This is a genomic window from Paracoccus sp. MA (genome assembly GCF_020990385.1).
GTDB lineage: Bacteria > Pseudomonadota > Alphaproteobacteria > Rhodobacterales > Rhodobacteraceae > Paracoccus.
This window is the reverse complement of sequence record NZ_CP087598.1, coordinates 1,865,001-1,882,865: the sequence shown is the minus strand read 5'-3', so window position 1 is coordinate 1,882,865 and position 17,865 is coordinate 1,865,001. Positions and strand designations below refer to the sequence as shown.

The following is a 17,865-nucleotide window of genomic DNA, read 5'->3' as shown; positions in this document are numbered from 1 at the left end:
CATGCCATGTTTTCGCCAATTATCCAGAGCCGTCGCGATCAATCCTTGGTGGCCAGCACCATGGTCGCCGCCGAAGCCGCGGCGGCATCCTCCGCCTCGTCGCCGGCCTCGACCAGTTCGCGCGGCTCTTCCTCATCCTCGTCCTCCAGCGCGGGCGGGTCCTCGCCGGCCAGGAAATTGCCGAATTTCTGCAGGCCGGGAATGTGGTCGGCCAGCACCCGCATCACCACCAGCAGCGGCACGGCCACGATCATGCCCAGCACCGACCAGAGCCAGGCCCAGAGCGCCACGGTCAGGAACACCACCACCGTATTGAGCTGCAACCGGCGCGAGACGAAATAGGGGGTGATCAACTGCCCCTCCAGCGCGGTGATCGCCAGATAGGTCAGCCCCACCATCAGGGGCGCGAACAGGCCGTCAAAGACGAACAGGCCGACCAGGGTGGCGATGATGATGCCGGTGACCGAACCCAGATAGGGGATGAAATTCAGCAGGAATGCCGCCAGCCCGAACAGCACCGGGCTGGGCATGCCCCAGGCCCACATGGCCAGCCCGATGGCCAGTCCCAGGCAGGCATTGATCAGGGTGATCGCCCCCAGATAGGTGCCCAGGCTGTCCTCGATCTCGCGCAGCGCCAGGTAGGCGGCGCGCTTTTCGCGCATGGAATCAAAGCTCTGCACGATCTTCAGGTAAAGCAGGTCGCCCGAGGAGATCAGGAAGAACAGCAAGAACAGCGTGAAGATGATCTGGCCGACGAAGGCGGGGCCGAGGTCCAGCACGCTGGCCAGGGTCGAGGATGGCGGCGTGGCGTTCACCTCGACCTGGATCTGCTGGTCGGGCGTCTGCGGGGCGCCGGGGGCGGGCACCGTGCTCAGGGTGCCGGTCAGCGTCGCATCGGGCGGCGTCTCGCCGGAGGCGGGGGCGGGATCGGGTGGGGACGCACCACCGCCGGCGATCTCGTCGATCTTCTCGGCCGCGCGCTCGATGCCGCGGAAATTGCTGCGCAATTCGGTGAACCGCTGCTCCAGCCGCTCGGATATCTGCGGCGCGTTCTCGATCAGCCGGTTGGCGGGCCCCGAGATGATGAAGCCGATCAGCACCACGGCCACCACCAGTCCCAACGAGACGATGGCGGCGGTGACCACGGCGCCGATGCCCAGCCGCTCCATCAGCCGGCGGAAGGGGATGAAGACGAAGAACAGCAGGATCGCCAGCGTCACCGGCATCAGGAAGCTGCGGGCCTGCGCGAAGAAGCTGAACAGCAGGATGACGAAGATGCCGATCACCGCCCAGTTGGCGACCTTGGCCACGCCCTTGTCCGAAGGCGGGGAAAAGGGAAACATGTGGCTGCTGCGTTGCTGATCTGGCGGCATCCGACCCTCCCCCGTTCCGCGCGAGGGAAACGCGAAGCCCGCGGCCGGGTTCCCCGCCGCGGGCGTTTTCGGCAAGCGGGCGGGCCGCTTACAGCGGATGATCGCCCGAGGCGTCGATGACGCGGGTGGGCAGGCCCAGTTCGCCCAGCACTTCAAGGAAGGGCCGGGCGGGCAGATCCTCGACATTGGCCATCTTCTTGACGTCCCAGGTGCCGCGCGCGACCAGGATCGCCGCCGCAACCGGGGGCACGCCCGCCGTGTAGCTGATGCCCTGGCTGCCGACCTCGTTATAGGCGTCCTTGTGGTCGGCGACGTTGTAGATGAAGACCTCGCCCGGCTTGCCGTCCAGCGTGCCCTTGACCAGATCGCCGATGCAGGTCTTGCCCTCGTAATCGGGCGCGAGGCTCGCGGGGTCGGGCAGCACCGCCTTGACCACCTTCAGCGGCACGACCTCCAGCCCCTCGGCGGTCCTGACCGGCTGCTCGGAAAGCAGGCCGAGGTTCTTCAGCACGGTGAAGACATTGATGTAATGCTCGCCGAAGCCCATCCAGAAGCGCACGTCGGCGTCCTTGTAGCGGGCCGAGAGGCTGTGCACCTCGTCATGGCCGGACAGATAGGCGGTGCGCTTGCCGACGACGGGCAGGTCCCATTCGCGGCCCACCTCGAACATCTTGTTGGTGCGCCATTCGCCGCCCTGCCAGGAATAGACCGTGCCGGTGAATTCGCGGAAATTGATCTCAGGGTCGAAATTGGTGGCGAAATAGCGGCCGTGGGAGCCGGCATTGATGTCCACGATGTCGATCGAGTCGATCTTGTCGAAATATTCGTCCTCGGCCAGCCGGGCATAGGCGTTGACCACGCCCGGATCGAAGCCCGCGCCCAAGATGGCGGTGACGCCGGCCTTCTCGCAATCCTCGCGGCGCTTCCATTCGTAGTTCGCATACCAGGGCGGCGTCTCGCAGACCTTGGCGGGGTCCTCGTGGATGGCCGTGTCGATATAGGCCGCGCCGGTCTCGATGCAGCCTTGCAGGACGGTCATGTTGACGAAGGCCGAGCCGACGTTGATCACGATGCCGGCGTCGATCTGGCGGATCAGTTCGGCCACCGCCTTGCTGTCCATCGCGTCCAGCGGATGGGCGGCGAATGCGACCGAATGGCCTTTCTCACGAATGCTCGCGATGATCTTCTCGGCCTTGGACACGGTTCGGCTGGCGATATGCAGCGTTCCGAATTCCTTGGCATTCTGCGCCACCTTATGCGCGACCACCTGGGCGACGCCGCCGGCGCCGATGATGAGCACGTTCTTGGCCAATTCAGTCTCCTTTTCGGGGGCTAAGGAAAGGGGATGGCTTGCGCCTGGTCAGGACAGGCTGGCTTTGTAGTCGTCGTAGGTGAACCGGCGAACCTCGCGGATCGTTCCGTCCTCGGCCTTGATGGCGATAGCGGGCATGGGAACGCCGTTGAACCAGTTTTTCTTGACCATGGTGTAGCCGCCGGCATCGGCGATGCTGATCCGGTCGCCGACCTTCAGCGGGGCGGGGAAGCGGCCCTCGCCGAAGATGTCGCCGGCCAGGCAGGTTTTGCCGGCGATCTGCCAGGGATGCTCGCCCTCCTGCGGCAGCTTCGCCGTCTCGCGATAGATCAGCAGGTCGAGCATATGCGCCTCGATGCTGCTGTCCACGATGGCCACGTCCTTGCCGTGGTGGATGGTGTCCAGCACCGTCACCTCCAGCGAGGTCGAGCGGGTGATGCTGGCCTCGCCCGGCTCCAGGAAAACCTGCACGCCGAACTTTTCCGAGAACGCCCTGAGCCGGTCGGCGAGCTTGTCCAGCGGATAGCCCTCGCCGGTGAAGTGGATGCCGCCGCCCAGCGAGACCCAGTCGAGCTTTTCCAGGAAGCCGCCGAACTCCGCCTCGATCCGGTCGAGCTGCGCGTCGAACAGCTCGAAATCGGCATTTTCGCAATTGTAATGGATCATCACGCCCGAGATGCGGTCAAGCGCCGCCTCAAGCCGGTTCAGATCCCATTCGCCCAGGCGCGAGAAGGGCCGGGCCGGGTCGGCCAGGTCGAAGCCCGAGGTGGAAAAGCGCGGGTTCAGCCGCAGCCCCATGGCGATGCCGCGCGCCTTGGCCCGCGCGCCATAGCGGTCAAGCTGGCCGAGGCTGTTGAAGATGATCTTGTCGGCGTAACCCAGCGCCTCGTCGATCTCGTGATCGGCCCATGCGACGGAATAGGCATGGGTCTCCTTGCCGAATTCCTCATGCCCCAGCCGCAGCTCGAACAGCGAGGACGAGGTGGTGCCGTCCATGAAGTCGCGCATGAAGTCGAAGGCCGACCAGGTGGCAAAGCATTTCAGCGCCAGCAGGCATTTCGCCCCCGAGCGTTCGCGCAGATAGCGGATTCGCTCCATGTTCACCCGCAGCTTGGCGAGGTCGATCAGGTAATAGGGCGTCTGCAGGTCGGACATGGCGCGGGTCCTTTGGTCTTGCGACCGTGAAAGCGGGAAACGAAGGGCTCATTTAGGGCCATGTCCCGCATTTCGCAAGGAAGCGTGACAGGGGCGTGACGGCGGCCGCGGTCCGGGGATCAGATGCGCAATCGCACCGGCTGGCCGGTGCGGACGGATTCGTCGGCGGCCAGGCAGACGGCCAGCGAGGAAACCGCGTCGCGCATGTGGCGGTCCAGATCCATGTCCCCGGCGATGGCGCGCGCCATGAAGGCGGCCTCGGCGTCGCAAAGCTCCTGATGGCCGGGTTCGTCCCGCATCGAGAGATCCTGATCCGGCTCTCCGACGCGATGCAGCCGCAGGGTGGCGGTCCGGGTATGGGTGTCGATATCGTCCGAGCGCGCGTCCTCGGGCATGCGGATGCTGACGGCGCCGCGGGGGCTGACCACGTCCTTCACGAAGAAGGCGGTGTCGGACATCATCGGCCCCCAGCCGGCCTCGTACCAGCCCAGCGAGCCGTCCTGGAAGATCACCTGGAAATGGCCGTAGTTATACATCTCGGCCGCGATCTCGTCCGAAAGGCGCAGGCCCATGCCGCGCACCTCGACCGGGGGCGCGTCGGTGATCTGGCACATGACATCGACGTAATGCACGCCGCAATCGACGATGGGCGGCGTGGTGTGCATCAGCGCCTTGTGCACCTGCCAGGTCGGGCCCGAGCTTTGCTGGTTCAGGTTCAACCGGAACACATAGGGCCCGCCCAGCGCGCGCGCCTCGGCGATCAGGCGCTGCCAGCTGGGATGGTGGCGCAGGATGTAGCCGACGACCAGCTTGCGGCCGGTCTCACCGGCGCATTCGACCACGCGGCGGGCGTCCTCGACCGTGGTGGCCAGCGGCTTTTCGACGAAGACATGCGCGCCGGCGCGCAGCGCGGCGATGGCATATTCGGCATGGCTGTCGGAATAGGTGGCGATCACCGCAACGTCGGGGCGAAGGCGCTGCAGCGCCTCGTGGAAATCCTGGCTTTGCGGAATCGCCGAAAGCTCGGGGGGCAGATCGACCGGCGAGCGGTTGACCAGACCGATGACCTCGGCCCCCGGCTGCTTCAGCCAGGCCAGAGCATGGCTGCGCCCCATATTGCCCAGACCGGCGACCAGGACCCGCATGGCCTAGTCGTCCACGATCGAGAGGATCTTGGGCAGGGCGGGGCAGGGCAGCAGCTGGTTCCTTGCCACGTCCGCCAGCGTATGATTGTGCAGGAACACGTAGACATGCGCCGAGAGGCTCTCCCACAGCCGGTTCGACAGCGTCTGCGCGCGCGAGCCCGAGACCCCGCCCGAGGCGCCGGCGCCGACATGCAGCGCGCTGACGGTTTCGTCCACCGCTTCCAGCACATCGGCCACGCGGATCGTCTCGGGCGCCTTGGCCAGCCGGTAGCCGCCGCCCGGTCCCCGTACGGAATCGACCAGCCCGGCGCGGCGCAGCCGCACGAAAAGCTGCTCCAGATAGGGCAGCGAGATGTCCTGCCGCTTGGAGATCTCGGCCAGCGAGGTCAGCTCGTCGCCCTTGGCGATGGCCAGATCGACCAGGGCGACCATCGCGTAACGTCCCTTGGTGGACAGTTTCATCTTGCCTCTCCTCCCGCCGCAAACCATTGACGACGCGCGAGCCAGGGGCTAATTCCCCCGGCGCCGTCCTTGAATGCGTCTTGCCTATGTCGGGCGCGCTTCCCAGATTGACGATCTAGAGCCGCGACGCCACTGGGTCAAGGAACCCGAGTTTCAAAGGAAGCCCATGCCCGAACTGATTTTCCCCGGTCCCGAAGGTCGTCTCGAAGGGCGCTATCACGCGCAAGCCGCGCCCGACGCCCCCATCGCCATCATCCTGCACCCGCATCCGCAATATGGCGGCACGATGAACAACCGGGTCGTTTACAATTTGCACTACGCCTTCCACCGCATGGGCTTCACCGTCATGCGGTTCAACTTCCGCGGCGTCGGCCGCAGCCAGGGCGAATTCGACCAGGGCATCGGCGAGCTGTCGGACGCCGCCTCGGCGCTGGACTACCTGCAGGCGATGAACCCGAACTCCAAGCATTGCTGGGTGGCGGGCTTCAGCTTCGGCGCCTGGATCGGCATGCAGCTCCTGATGCGGCGGCCCGAGATCACCGGCTTCATCTCGGTCGCGCCGCCGGCGAACATGTATGATTTCTCGTTCCTTGCGCCTTGCCCGTCCTCGGGGCTGATCATCAACGGCACCGCCGACCGGGTGGCGCCGCCCAAGGACACCCATGCGCTGGTCGCCAAGCTGCGCGAGCAGAAGGGCATCACCATCACCCATGAGGAGATCGAGGGCGCGGACCACTTCTTCCGCGACGACGAGGTGCATATGAAGCCGATGATCGACACGGTGCAGGCCTATGTGCGCCGCCGCCTGACCGAGAACACGCGCTAGGAAACGAGGCCGGCAATGCCGGCCCCGAACATTCGACATGACCGACCTGACCCTGCAATTCGCTTTCCTGACCGAGGCCGACCGGCTGAAATCCGTCGAGCGGGCGAATGTGCTGATGGACTTGTCGCGGCCGGAAAACAGCGCCGAGCACAGCTGGCACGTCGCGCTTTACGCGCTGGTCTTCGGCGCCTCGGACCGCGCCATCGCCATGCTGCTGCTGCACGACCTGGTCGAGATCGATTGCGGCGACCATCCGATTCATCTGGCCCATGACGCGGCCGCCGTGCAGGCGGCCGAGGAAGCCGCCGCGCGCCGGCTGTTCGGCATGCTGCCCGGCGGCGAGGCGCTGCTGGCCTTGTGGCGGGAGTTCGAGGCCGGCGAGAGCCCGGATGCCCGCATGGCCAAGCGCATGGACCACATACAGCCGCTGTTCCAGGTGCTTTGCGCGCCCGAGCCGCTGGCCGATCACGTCGCCATCGTCCGCGACAACATGACATCGGGCCGCGCCCGGCGGCTGTGGTCGGAATGGCCCGAGGCGATGCAGGCCGCGCAGGCCCTGCTGGATGGCCGCGCGCCGCAGGGGGAACTGGCGCAGCGCCTGGCCTTCCTGGCCGAGGCGGACCGGCTGAAATCGGTGCTGCGCGCCAGCCTGCTCTGCGACCGTTCGCGGCGCGAGAACAGCGCCGAGCACAGCTGGCACCTCGCGCTTTACGCGCTGGTCATGGCGTCCCATGCCGGCGAGGGCGTCGAGATCGGCCGGGTGATCCGCATGCTGCTGATCCACGATCTGGTCGAGATCGATACCGGCGACGTGCCGATCCACGCGCAGGGCGGCGCGGCACATCACGGCGCGGCGCAGCTGGCCGCCGAACAGGCCGCCGCCGGGCGGATCTTCGGCCTGCTGCCGGCGGCGCAAGGCCGGGAGTTGCGCGTGCTCTGGACCGAGTTCGAGGCGAACGAGACCCCCGACGCGGTCTTCGCCAAGTCGCTCGACCGGGCGCAGCCGGTGATGCAGAACATCGCCTCGGGCGGGGGCACCTGGGTGGAATACCGCGTGACCTACGAACAGCTGGTCGAGCGCGTCGGGGTCCGCATCGAACGCGGCGCGCCGACGCTGTGGTCCTGGCTCAGCGAAAGCGCGCGGGTCTATTTCCGGGGCTGACATGGGCGGACGGCTGGCCGCGCTTGCGCTATGCGTGCTGGGGATGGGCGCGCTGGATCACGGATTGCGGCTGGTGGCGGCGCTGATCGCCGGGGATTATGCGCGGGGCAGCGGCTTCGAGGCCTTCCGCGCCGTTTCGCGCCTCGAAGCCCGGGTGATCGGCATCGGCGAGGCGCTGGGCCTGGTCCTGCTTTGCCTGCTGGCGTTGCGGCTGTCCTTTCCGCATGGCATCCGGCGAGCTGAGCAGCCCTGGCTTTTCCTGCTGCTGGTCGGCCTGACGGTTGGCCGTTCGTTCCTTGGCGTGGGCGAAGGTTTCACCAGTTCCTTCGCGCTGCGGGCGAGCGCTTGCGGGCTGGTGGCGCTGCTGCTTTGCGCCTTTCTGCCGAAGCGGCCGCATTGATCGGTATGCAATCGCATACCGGGCTTTCCTTTCGCATTGAATGCCGCTATAGCGCCACCGAGTCGAATCCTAATCGAAGGGACCACCCATGTCGAAGATCAAGGTAGAGAACCCCGTCGTCGAGCTCGACGGCGACGAGATGACCCGGATCATCTGGGACTTCATCAAGCAGAAGCTGATCCTTCCCTATCTGGACATCGACCTGAAATATTACGACCTCGGCATCGAGGAGCGCGATCGCACCCAAGACCAGATCACCGTGGACGCGGCCGAGGCGATCAAGCAATACGGCGTTGGCGTGAAATGCGCCACCATCACCCCCGACGAGGCCCGCGTCGAGGAATTCGGCCTGAAGAAGATGTGGAAGTCGCCCAACGGCACCATCCGCAACATCCTGGGCGGCGTGATCTTCCGCGAGCCGATCATCTGCAAGAACGTCCCGCGGCTGGTCCCCGGCTGGACCCAGCCCATCGTCGTCGGCCGCCACGCCTTCGGCGACCAGTACAAGGCCACCGATTTCCGCTTCCCGGGCAAGGGCAAGCTGACGATCAAGTTCGTCGGCGAGGATGGCGAGACCATCGAGCACGAGGTCTATCAGGCCCCGGGCCCCGGCGTCGCCATGGCGATGTACAATCTCGACCAGTCGATCATCGACTTCGCCCGCGCCTCGATGAACTACGGGCTGAACCGCGGCTATCCGGTCTATCTCTCGACCAAGAACACCATCCTGAAAGCCTATGACGGCCGCTTCAAGGACCTGTTCCAGAAGGTCTACGAGGAAGAGTTCGAGGCCGAGTTCAAGAAGAAGGGCATCCATTACGAGCATCGCCTGATCGACGACATGGTCGCCTCGGCGATGAAATGGTCGGGCGGCTATGTCTGGGCCTGCAAGAACTACGACGGCGACGTGCAGTCGGACACCGTCGCGCAGGGCTTCGGCTCGCTGGGCCTGATGACCTCGGTGCTGATGACGCCGGACGGGAAGATCGTCGAGTCCGAGGCCGCGCATGGCACGGTGACGCGCCACTATCGCGAGCACCAGAAGGGCAACCAGACCTCGACCAACTCGATCGCCTCGATCTTCGCCTGGACCGGCGGTCTCAAGCACCGCGCCAAGCTGGATGACAACGCGGCGCTGAAGAATTTCGCCGAGACGCTGGAGAAGGTCACCGTGCAGGCGGTCGAGGACGGCTACATGACCAAGGACCTGGCGCTGCTGGTCGGGCCGGACCAGAAATGGCTGACCACCATGGGCTACCTGGAAAAGGTCGACGAATACCTGAACAAGGCGCTGGCGGGCTGATCCGTCGCGCAGGATTGCGAAGGGCCGGGGGCAGACCCGGCCCTTTTCGCTTGTGGCGGCGCCGCATGAGTATTTGGGAAACGGTGAAAAGGGCGGGCGCGGGTGTCGGGGATTTGAGTGTTTTGGGAACGAAGTAGCCCGGCGGCCGTGCAAAGCCGCTTAACAGTCGCGCCGGCTTGCAGTATGGGAGGCGCGAGGCATTATCCCGGAGGCCCGCCATGAAAGCTGCCGTCATCACCTTTCCCGGATCGAATTGCGACCGCGACCTGGCCATTGCACTGGAGCAGGCGGGGGCCGCGGTGGCGCGCGTCTGGCACAAGGACGAGGCGCTGCCTGCCGGCACGGATCTGGTCGCGGTGCCGGGCGGGTTTTCCTTTGGCGACTACCTGCGTTGCGGTGCCATCGCCGCGCATTCGCCCATCGCCGGCGCGATCAAGGTCCATGCGGCGCGCGGCGGTTATGTGCTGGGCATCTGCAACGGCTTTCAGGTGCTGACCGAGCTGAACCTGCTGCCCGGCGCCCTGATGCGCAATGCGGGCCTGCGTTTCCTGTGCCGCGAGGTGGTGCTGAGGGTCGCGACCTCGGCCAGCCCCTTCACCGCGGCCTATGCGGCGGGCGAGGAGATCCGGGTGCCGGTCGCGCATCACGACGGCAATTACCAGATCGATGCCGAGGGGCTGGCGGCGCTGAAGGATCAGGACCGCATCGCCTTCACCTACGCGCCGGGGATCAACGGCTCGGTCGAGGATATCGCCGGGGTGCTGTCCGAAAACCGCCGGGTGCTGGGCATGATGCCGCATCCCGAACGTGCCGCCGATCCGGCGCATGGCGGCACCGATGGCGCGCGGCTGTTCGCCTCGCTGGTTCAGGAGCTTGTCGCGGCCTGACTTGAGCGGCGACCCTTCGCGCACTAGACTGCATCGATCCCCATGGGGGGCGGTGCCGGAGGCTCATGCGAGAGGAAGACGATTCCACCGGATTCCCGGATGGCAGGGCGGCTATGACCAGTCGCTGGGGCCTGCGCGGCGCGATCGCCGTGCTGCTGATCGTGGCTGCGGGCACGGTCTGGTTCACCAATGCCTGGTTGACCGCGCGGTTTTCCGAGACGACGCGCGTGCGCACCGAGCTGCGCTCGGCGCTGTATACCGGCAACCTGCTGTCGGAACTGCAGCGCACCTCGGTGGTGCCCTTGCTGCTGGCGCGCGACCCGGCGCTGATCTCGGCCCTGTCGGGCAATGATTTCTCGGGAACCTCGGCGCGGCTGATCTCGGCCCAGAAGGAGATTGCGGCGGCCTCGATCAAGCTGCTGGACGCCTCGGGTCGGGTGGTCGGATCGACCAACCGCCACCTGATCGGCACCAATTACGTGCAGGAGCCGTTCTTCGTCGAGGCGTTGCGGTCCAAGGATACGGTCTTCACCGTCTCGCCCTCGCCGCAGGGCGCCTATGAGTTCACCTATTCCCGCACCGTCGTGTCGGACGGGCGCACGCTGGGCGTGGTGGTGGTCGGGGCCGATCTGTTCCGGCTGGTGCGGTCCTGGGCCGGGATATCGGACGCCATAGCGGTCACCGACAGCGCCGGGCAGATCATCCTGTCGACCGAGCCGCGCTGGCGCGGCCTGACCCTGCCCGAGGCGCTGGCGGTGCGCTCGGCCCCCTCGGCCATCGCGCGGGCCTTCCAGGTCACGGCGGATTGGGCCGCGCCGCCGGCCGATGCCTATGTCAAGGGCCGCGCCGTGATGCAGTCCGAGACCCGCATCCCGTTCCGCGGCTGGAAGATGATCGCCTTCACCACCTATGAATCGGTGCGAGAGCGGGTGAATGCGGTTCTGGCCATGGTCATCATGGGCTTCGCCATCCTGCTGGCGGCGGTGTTCTATCTGCTGTCGCGCCGGGCGCGGGTGGAATCGGCGGCCTGGATGCGGGAATCGGCCGATCTGCGGGCGCTGAACCTGCGCCTGACCCGCGAGATCGCCGAGCGCGAGCGCATGCAGAAAGAGCTGCGCGTCGCCGAGCAGACCGTTCAGCAATCATCGAAGCTGGCCGCGCTGGGCGAGATGTCGGCCGGCGTCAGCCATGAGCTGAACCAGCCGCTGGCGGCGATGAAGACCTATCTGGCCGGGGCGCGGCTTCTGCTGCAGCGCGGCCGGGCCGAGGAGGCGCTGTCCAGCTTCCAGCGCATCGACGACCTGGTCGAGCGCATGGGCGCCATCACCCGGCAGCTGAAATCCTATGCCCGCAAGGGTGGCGAGGCCTTCGAGCCGGTGGACCTGCGTGCCGCGCTGTCCAGCGCGCTGGTGATGATGGAGCCGCAGCTGCGGAGCCGCACCATCCGCTTGCAGCGCAATATCCCGCGCTATCCGGTCATGGTCTATTGCGACCGCATCCGGCTGGAGCAGATCATCATCAACCTGCTGCGCAACGCCATCGACGCGATCAAGGGCATCCGCGACCCGGCCATCGAGATCACCGTGAGCTCGGGCTCTCACGCATTCTTGTCCGTGCGCGACAACGGGCCGGGTGTATCGGACCTGGAAAATCTGTTTGAACCCTTCTTCACCACGAAGAAGCCTGGGGAGGGGACCGGTCTCGGGCTGGCGATCTCGTCGGGCATCGCCGCGGATTTCGGGGGGCGACTGACGGCGCATAACGCCTCGGACGAAGGGGGCAGGGGCGCCGTATTCGAGCTTGAGCTGCCGCTGCACGATCCTGGCCGCAAGGCCGGGACGCGGCTGGCGGCGGAATGATGGAAAGAGGTAAAGGCCCATGAGCCGCACTTTGAAGATAGCCGTCGTCGATGACGAACCCGACATGCGCGAATCGATCAGCCAGTGGCTGGCGCTTTCCGGCTTCGACGCCGAGACCTTTGCCACCGCCGAGGAGGCGCTGAAGGTGATCGGCGCGGACTGGCCCGGCGTGGTGATTTCCGACATCCGCATGCCGGGCATGGACGGGATGGCTTTCCTCAAGCGGCTGATGGGCATCGATTCGGGCCTGCCGGTCATCATGATCACCGGCCATGGCGACGTGCCGATGGCGGTCGAGGCGATGCGGATCGGCGCCATGGACTTCATGGAAAAGCCCTTCAACCCCGAGCGCCTGACCGAGCTGGTCAAGAAGGCCAGCCAGGCCCGGCGCATGACGCTGGACAACCGCGCCCTGCGCCGCGACCTTTCCGAAGGCCAGCAGGTCATGTCCAAGCTGATCGGCGCCAGCCCGGTGATGGACCGGCTGCGCGAGGATATCCTGGACCTGGGCCAGGCCGACGGCCATGTGCTGATCGACGGCGAGACCGGCACCGGCAAGACGCTGGTGGCGCATGCGCTGCATGCCGTGGGGCCGCGTGCCAGCAAGAAATTCGTGCCGATCTCCTGCGCGGCCTATAACGACGAGGTGCTGGCCGCGAAGCTGTTCGGCCCGGTCGAAAACGGCCTGCCTGCCGTCGAGGAGGCGCGCGGCGGCACCTTGTGCCTGGAGGATATCGAGGCGCTGTCCGACCCGCTGCAGGCGCGGCTGCTGGCCTTTATCGCCGACCAGGGCAGCCCGGCCGAGACGCGGATCATCGCCATCTCGAACGCGCGCGGCGAGGGGCGCCGGGCCGAGGATTCGCTGCGGCCCGACCTGTTCTATCGCCTGACCGCGCTGAAGATCACCCTGCCGCCCCTGCGCTCGCGCGGCGAGGACATCCTGACGCTCTTCACCCGCATGACCGAGCAATTCGCCGAGGAATACGGCTGCGAGCCGCCGCAGGTCACCGCGCAAGAGGCAGCGCAGCTGCTGCAGGCACCTTGGCCGGGCAATGTGCGCCAGCTGATCAACGTGGCCGAGCGCGCGGTCCTGCAGAACCGCCGCGGCTCGGGCTCGATCGCCTCGCTGCTGATGGCGGACGGCGAGGATACGCAGGAGGCGACGACGACCGAGGGCAAGCCGCTCAAGGAATATGTCGAAAGCTTCGAGAAGATGTTGATCGACAACACGATGCGCCGCCACAAGGGCAGCATCGCCGCGGTCATGGACGAGCTTTGCCTGCCGCGCCGGACGCTGAACGAAAAGATGGCGAAATACGGGCTGAGCCGGGGCGACTACCTCTGAGCGGGCGGAGGGCGGCAGGTCGACCGGATCGGCGAATCCTGGCCTTGGCTGAAAAACCCATTGTAACGGCGGGCCCTTCCCCGCTATCTTGCCCGAGTAGGGTGGGCGCCACAACTTATGGTTGCTCGACCTCGCCAGTTTCGCAGCGCGCCAGCCAGCCGCGACACCTGAAAAGTGCCGGTGGTGCCACGCGCGGAAAATCCTGCCCACGCCCCAAGGGGCCTCTGGGCATCCGTGATCGCAGCCCGGACCACGCAAGCGGGATGGGCCAAGAAAGGTAAACAGACGCGATGGATCGCGCAACGCAGCTTGATCGGGCACGGCGGCAGGGCAAGACCCTGACCGCCGCGATTGCTGCTGGCGGCGCGGCCTTCGCTGTCCTCTCATGCGGCAGCCGGACCTTGCCCCCGCCAGTGTGCGGGCCGATGCGGCTGCCCGAAAGACGGAAACATGTCAAAGAAAATGCTGATCGACGCCACGCATTCCGAGGAAACTCGGGTTGTCGTGGTCGATGGAACCAAAGTCGAGGAATTTGATTTCGAGACGGTCAACAAGCGGCAGCTTGCTGGCAACATCTACCTGGCCAAGGTGACGCGGGTCGAACCCTCGCTGCAGGCCGCCTTTGTGGATTACGGCGGCAACCGCCACGGTTTTCTGGCCTTTGCCGAGATCCATCCCGATTATTACCAGATCCCCGCCGCCGACCGTAAGGCGCTGATCGAGGAAGAGCGCCAGGCCGCCGCCGCCGAGGCCGACGAGGGTGAGAAAAAGCGCAGCCCCCGTCGCCGCAAGCCGGCCAAGGCCGCCGCCGCCGAAAGCGGCGATGCCGTGCTGGCTTCAGACGAGATCGCCGGCATGGCCGTGGTGGACCCCTCCGAGGGCGATGCTGCCCCGGTCGAGGGCCTTGCCGCCGAGCCTGCCGCGGCGCCGGAGCCGGAACCGGCTGCGGACAGCGCCGAGGAAAGCGGCGAGGAAGCCACCGAGGATGACGGCATCGAATCCGTCGCCGAAGAGGACGTGGCCGAGGAAATCTCGCCCCCCCGCAAGCCGCGCGCCCGCCGCTACAAGATCCAGGAAGTGATCAAGGTCCGGCAGATCATGCTGGTCCAGGTCGTCAAGGAGGAGCGCGGCAACAAGGGCGCCGCGCTGACCACCTATCTGTCTCTGGCCGGCCGCTATTGCGTGCTGATGCCGAACACGGCGCGCGGCGGCGGGATTTCCCGCAAGATCACCAACGCCGCCGACCGCAAGAAGCTGAAGGAGATCGCCAGCGAGCTGGAGGTGCCGGAAGGCGCCGGGCTGATCATCCGCACCGCCGGCAGCCAGCGCACCCGGACCGAGATCCGCCGCGACTACGAATACCTGATGCGGCTGTGGGAGCAGATCCGCGAACTGACCTTCAAGTCCATCGCCCCGGCGCCGATCTATGAGGAAGGCGACCTGATCAAGCGCACGATCCGCGATCTCTACAGCAAGGAGATCGACGAGGTTCTGGTCGAGGGCGAGCGCGGCTATCGCACGGCCAAGGACTTCATGAAGATGATCATGCCGTCCCATGCCAAGAACGTGAAGCATTACACTGACCAGATGCCGCTGTTCGCGCGCTATCAGGTGGAAAGCTATCTGGGCGGCATGTTCAACCCGGTCGTGCAGCTGAAATCCGGCGGCTACATCGTCATCGGCGTGACCGAGGCGCTGGTCGCCATCGACGTGAACTCGGGCCGGGCCACCAAGGAAGGCTCGATCGAGGAAACCGCGCTGAAGACGAACCTGGAAGCCGCCGAGGAGATCGCGCGCCAGCTGCGGCTGCGCGACCTTGCGGGCCTGATCGTCATCGACTTCATCGACATGGAGGAGCGCAAGAACAACGCCGCCGTTGAGAAACGCTTCAAGGAGCGGCTCAAGACCGACCGGGCGCGCATCCAGGTCGGGCGCATCTCGGGCTTCGGCCTTCTGGAGATGTCGCGCCAGCGGCTGCGGCCGGGCATGCTGGAATCGACCACGCAACCTTGTCCGCATTGCCATGGCACCGGGCTGATCCGTTCGGACGACAGCCTGGCGCTGACCATCCTTCGCGCCATCGAGGAAGAGGGCACCCGCAAGCGTTCGCGCGAGGTGCTGGTCAAGGCGCCGGTCGCAGTCGCCAATTTCCTGATGAACGCCAAGCGCGAGCATATCGCCACGATCGAGGCGCGCTATGGTCTCTCGGTCCGGGTCGAGGCCGATCCGGCGCTGATCTCGCCCGATTTCGCCATCGAGAAGTTCAAGACCGCCACCCGCAACGTGCCCGAGATTGTGTCGCCGGTGGTCTCGGTCGATGCCCGGCTGATGGCGCTGATCGATGATCAGGAGCCGGCCGAGGAGGAAGAGGTCGAGGAGACCGCCGAGGAGGATCATGCCGAGGACGGCCGTGCCGAGGGCAGCGATGGCGAGAATGGCGGCAAGCGCCGCCGCCGCCGCCGTCGCCGCCGGGGCGGCAAGAACGGCGAGGGCGAGACGCATCACGCCGAGGACGGCGAGGAGGCGGTTTCGGAAACCGAGGAGGCCGAGCAGCCTGCGGAAGCCGAGGTGACGGCGGCGGCCCCGGTTGAAGCCGAGAGCGCATCGGAGCCGGTCGCGGAAGAGGCCGAGAAGCCGCGCCGACGCACCCGCTCGCGCCGCCGCAAGACCGATGAGCCGGCCGAGGCGGAGGCCGCCGCGGCCGAGCCGGTCGCGACTGCGGAGGTGGTGGATCTCCAGGGGACTCCGGTCGAGCCGGTCGCTGCCGAGCCCGTGGCGGAAGAGCTGCCCGCGACCGCCGAGACCGGGCCGGCCGAGCCGGAACCGGAAGCCGGCGCGCCGGGGCAGTCTGCAGCCGAGCCTGTTGCGGATGAGGCGCCGGCCGCCGATCTGCCCGAAGCCGAAGCCGAAGCCGAAGCCGAAGCCGAAGCCGAAGCCACTGATGCTGCGGTGGAAGCCGAACCGGACGAGGAGCCCGCCGAGATCGCGCCCGAGCCCGAAGCGCAACCCGCTTCCGAGCCCGTGATGGCCGAGGAGGCTCCGCGTCCCAAGCGCCGCGGCTGGTGGTCCCTGGGCTGATCTGTCGCAGCCTTCCACGAAAGAGTGACGGGCGCGGGGCTTTCCCGCGCCCTTTCCTTGCGCCAAGGTGCCGGCCATGTTGGGAATCGAGCTAGCAGATGCCGCCTTCCTGCCCGCCGCGACGGTCGCGCTGCTGGCCGGGATCCTGTCCTTCCTGTCGCCCTGCGTGCTGCCGATCGTGCCGCCCTATCTGGCCTATATGACCGGGGTCGGGGTCGGGGGGCTGAAATCGGGCGAGCGCAGCGCCGTGGTGCCGGCGCTGTTCTTCGTCATGGGCCTGTCCACGGTCTTTCTGCTGATGGGCATGGCGGCCTCGGCCTTCGGGCGGATGTTCCTGCAGTGGCAGGATCTGCTGGCGCGGGGCGCCGGGGTGGTGGTGATCCTGCTGGGCCTGCATTTCCTGCACCTCATCCGCATCCCCTTCCTGGATGCCGAGGCGCGCATCGACACGCAGGAGCGGGGCGGCAGCGCGCTGGGGGCCTATGTCCTGGGCCTGGCCTTCGCCTTCGGCTGGACGCCCTGCATCGGGCCGCAGCTCGGCATGATCCTGTCGCTGGCCGCGACTGGCGGCGCGATGGGCAAGGGCACGGCGCTGCTGGCGGTCTATGCGCTGGGGCTGGGCATCCCCTTCCTGCTGTCGGCCATCTTCATCAACCGGGCCATCGGCCTGATGAACCGCATCAAGCCGCATCTGAAGCTGATCGAGCGCATCATGGGCGGGCTGCTGGTCGTGGTCGGCGTGGCGTTGCTGACCGGAGCCTTCCCGGCCTTCGCCTATTGGCTGCTGGAGACCTTTCCCTGGCTGGCGGCACTGGGTTAGTCCCAGTTCGGCGGCCGTTTCTCTAGGAAGGCCTGGATGCCCTCGGCGGTCTCGGGCAGCAGCATGTTCTCGCAGATCACTGCGCCGGCGACCTCATAGGCTTCGGCCAGACCCAGGCTGTGCTGGACATGGAAAGCGCGCTTGCCCATGCGCACGGCGGCGGGCAGTTTCCCGGCAATCAGCCGGGCCAGCGCCATCGTCTCGGCCTCCAGCGCCTCGGACGCGGCGACGCGGTTGATCAGGCCCAGTTCGCGCGCCCGGGCCGCGTCCATGAACTCGCCCGTCACCAGCAGCTCGAAGGCGGCGCGCGGCGGGATGGCGCGCGAGAGCGCCACCATCGGCGTCGAGCAGAACAGCCCGATATTGACCCCGTTCACGCCGAATCGCGCGTCCTCGGCCGCCACGGCCATGTCGCAGCTGGCGACCAGCTGGCAGCCCGCGGCGGTGGCGATGCCCTGCACCTCGGCGATGACCGGCTGGGGCAGGGCGGGCAGCTTCTGCATCATCTCGGCGCAGCGCGAGAACAGCCGCCCATAGGCGGCGCGGCCGTCGTCCTCGTCATTGCGCGCGCCCTGCATCTCGCGCAGGTCGTGCCCGGCGCAGAAGGCCTTGCCGCGCGCGGCCAGAACCACCACGCGGATGCCGTCATTCGCCGCGATCTCATCCAGCACATCCGACAGCGCATCGATCATCGCGGTGGAGAGCGCGTTGTAATTCATCGGGCTGTTCAGGATCACG

At 66.8% G+C, this 17,865-nt stretch carries 15 protein-coding genes (1 of these 15 cut by a window edge); 9 read left to right on the top strand and 6 right to left on the bottom strand.

Translation table 11 applies throughout. From position 1 onward, the window contains the following. Window positions 1–38: 38 nt before the first annotated feature. The 5 genes from LOS78_RS16360 to LOS78_RS16340 form a co-directional block, all read right to left on the bottom strand. Window positions 39–1,343 (bottom strand): AI-2E family transporter, encoded by a 1,305-nt coding sequence (locus tag LOS78_RS16360; RefSeq protein ID WP_230377509.1) that lies wholly within the window; start codon window positions 1,341–1,343, stop codon window positions 39–41. 118 nt (window positions 1,344–1,461) lie between these two features. Then, complete coding sequence (locus LOS78_RS16355) at window positions 1,462–2,685, bottom strand: saccharopine dehydrogenase family protein (protein ID WP_230377508.1); 1,224 nt, start codon at window positions 2,683–2,685, stop codon at window positions 1,462–1,464. A gap of 48 nt (window positions 2,686–2,733) precedes the next feature. Beyond that, on the bottom strand, window positions 2,734–3,840 hold the full coding sequence (locus LOS78_RS16350) for a carboxynorspermidine decarboxylase (RefSeq protein WP_028714506.1): 1,107 nt from the start codon (window positions 3,838–3,840) through the stop codon (window positions 2,734–2,736). A 119-nt stretch (window positions 3,841–3,959) separates the two neighbouring features. Continuing rightward, on the bottom strand, window positions 3,960–4,985 hold the full coding sequence (locus LOS78_RS16345; protein WP_028714505.1) for a Gfo/Idh/MocA family protein: 1,026 nt from the start codon (window positions 4,983–4,985) through the stop codon (window positions 3,960–3,962). A gap of 3 nt (window positions 4,986–4,988) precedes the next feature. Then, on the bottom strand, window positions 4,989–5,447 hold the full coding sequence (locus LOS78_RS16340) for an Rrf2 family transcriptional regulator (RefSeq protein WP_024845794.1): 459 nt from the start codon (window positions 5,445–5,447) through the stop codon (window positions 4,989–4,991). A gap of 166 nt (window positions 5,448–5,613) precedes the next feature. On the opposite strand from LOS78_RS16340, the gene LOS78_RS16335 reads away from it, so the two are divergent. The 9 genes from LOS78_RS16335 (at window position 5,614) to LOS78_RS16295 (ending at window position 17,127) form a co-directional block, all read left to right on the top strand. Continuing rightward, entirely contained in the window at window positions 5,614–6,273 is a 660-nt protein-coding gene (locus tag LOS78_RS16335) for an alpha/beta hydrolase (RefSeq protein ID WP_011749233.1), read from the top strand. A 37-nt stretch (window positions 6,274–6,310) separates the two neighbouring features. Continuing rightward, window positions 6,311–7,435 carry an HD domain-containing protein gene (locus tag LOS78_RS16330; protein ID WP_230377507.1) on the top strand — a complete coding sequence of 375 codons (1,125 nt, stop codon included), beginning with the start codon at window positions 6,311–6,313 and terminating at the stop codon, window positions 7,433–7,435. A gap of 1 nt (window position 7,436) precedes the next feature. Then, complete coding sequence (locus tag LOS78_RS16325; protein WP_230377506.1) at window positions 7,437–7,835, top strand: hypothetical protein; 399 nt, start codon at window positions 7,437–7,439, stop codon at window positions 7,833–7,835. Between the two features lie 88 nt (window positions 7,836–7,923). Further along, window positions 7,924–9,138 carry an NADP-dependent isocitrate dehydrogenase gene (locus LOS78_RS16320; protein ID WP_230377505.1) on the top strand — a complete coding sequence of 405 codons (1,215 nt, stop codon included), beginning with the start codon at window positions 7,924–7,926 and terminating at the stop codon, window positions 9,136–9,138. 218 nt (window positions 9,139–9,356) lie between these two features. Beyond that, a complete protein-coding gene (gene purQ, locus LOS78_RS16315) occupies window positions 9,357–10,025 on the top strand; it encodes a phosphoribosylformylglycinamidine synthase subunit PurQ (RefSeq protein ID WP_230377504.1) in 669 nt (222 codons plus the stop codon). Window positions 10,026–10,090: 65 nt separating this feature from the next. Next, the gene (locus LOS78_RS16310; RefSeq protein ID WP_371824716.1) at window positions 10,091–11,884 is read left to right on the top strand and encodes an ATP-binding protein; all 1,794 of its coding nucleotides are present in this window, start codon (window positions 10,091–10,093) and stop codon (window positions 11,882–11,884) included. A gap of 19 nt (window positions 11,885–11,903) precedes the next feature. Further along, window positions 11,904–13,229, top strand: coding sequence for a sigma-54 dependent transcriptional regulator (locus LOS78_RS16305; protein ID WP_028717487.1), 1,326 nt, complete (start codon window positions 11,904–11,906; stop codon window positions 13,227–13,229). 450 nt (window positions 13,230–13,679) lie between these two features. Next, window positions 13,680–16,307 carry a ribonuclease E/G gene (locus LOS78_RS16300; protein WP_230377502.1) on the top strand — a complete coding sequence of 876 codons (2,628 nt, stop codon included), beginning with the start codon at window positions 13,680–13,682 and terminating at the stop codon, window positions 16,305–16,307. A gap of 76 nt (window positions 16,308–16,383) precedes the next feature. Further along, entirely contained in the window at window positions 16,384–17,127 is a 744-nt protein-coding gene (locus tag LOS78_RS16295) for a cytochrome c biogenesis CcdA family protein (protein WP_230377501.1), read from the top strand. Here LOS78_RS16295 and LOS78_RS16290 read toward each other — a convergent pair. Continuing rightward, window positions 17,124–17,865, bottom strand: partial view of an enoyl-CoA hydratase gene (locus LOS78_RS16290; protein WP_230377500.1) — the 3' portion only. The gene runs 59 nt beyond the window's last position; 742 of the gene's 801 nt are visible here — the last part of the coding sequence; its start codon lies off the right edge, out of view; its stop codon occupies window positions 17,124–17,126. The two genes, LOS78_RS16295 and LOS78_RS16290, sit on opposite strands and share 4 nt — an antisense overlap.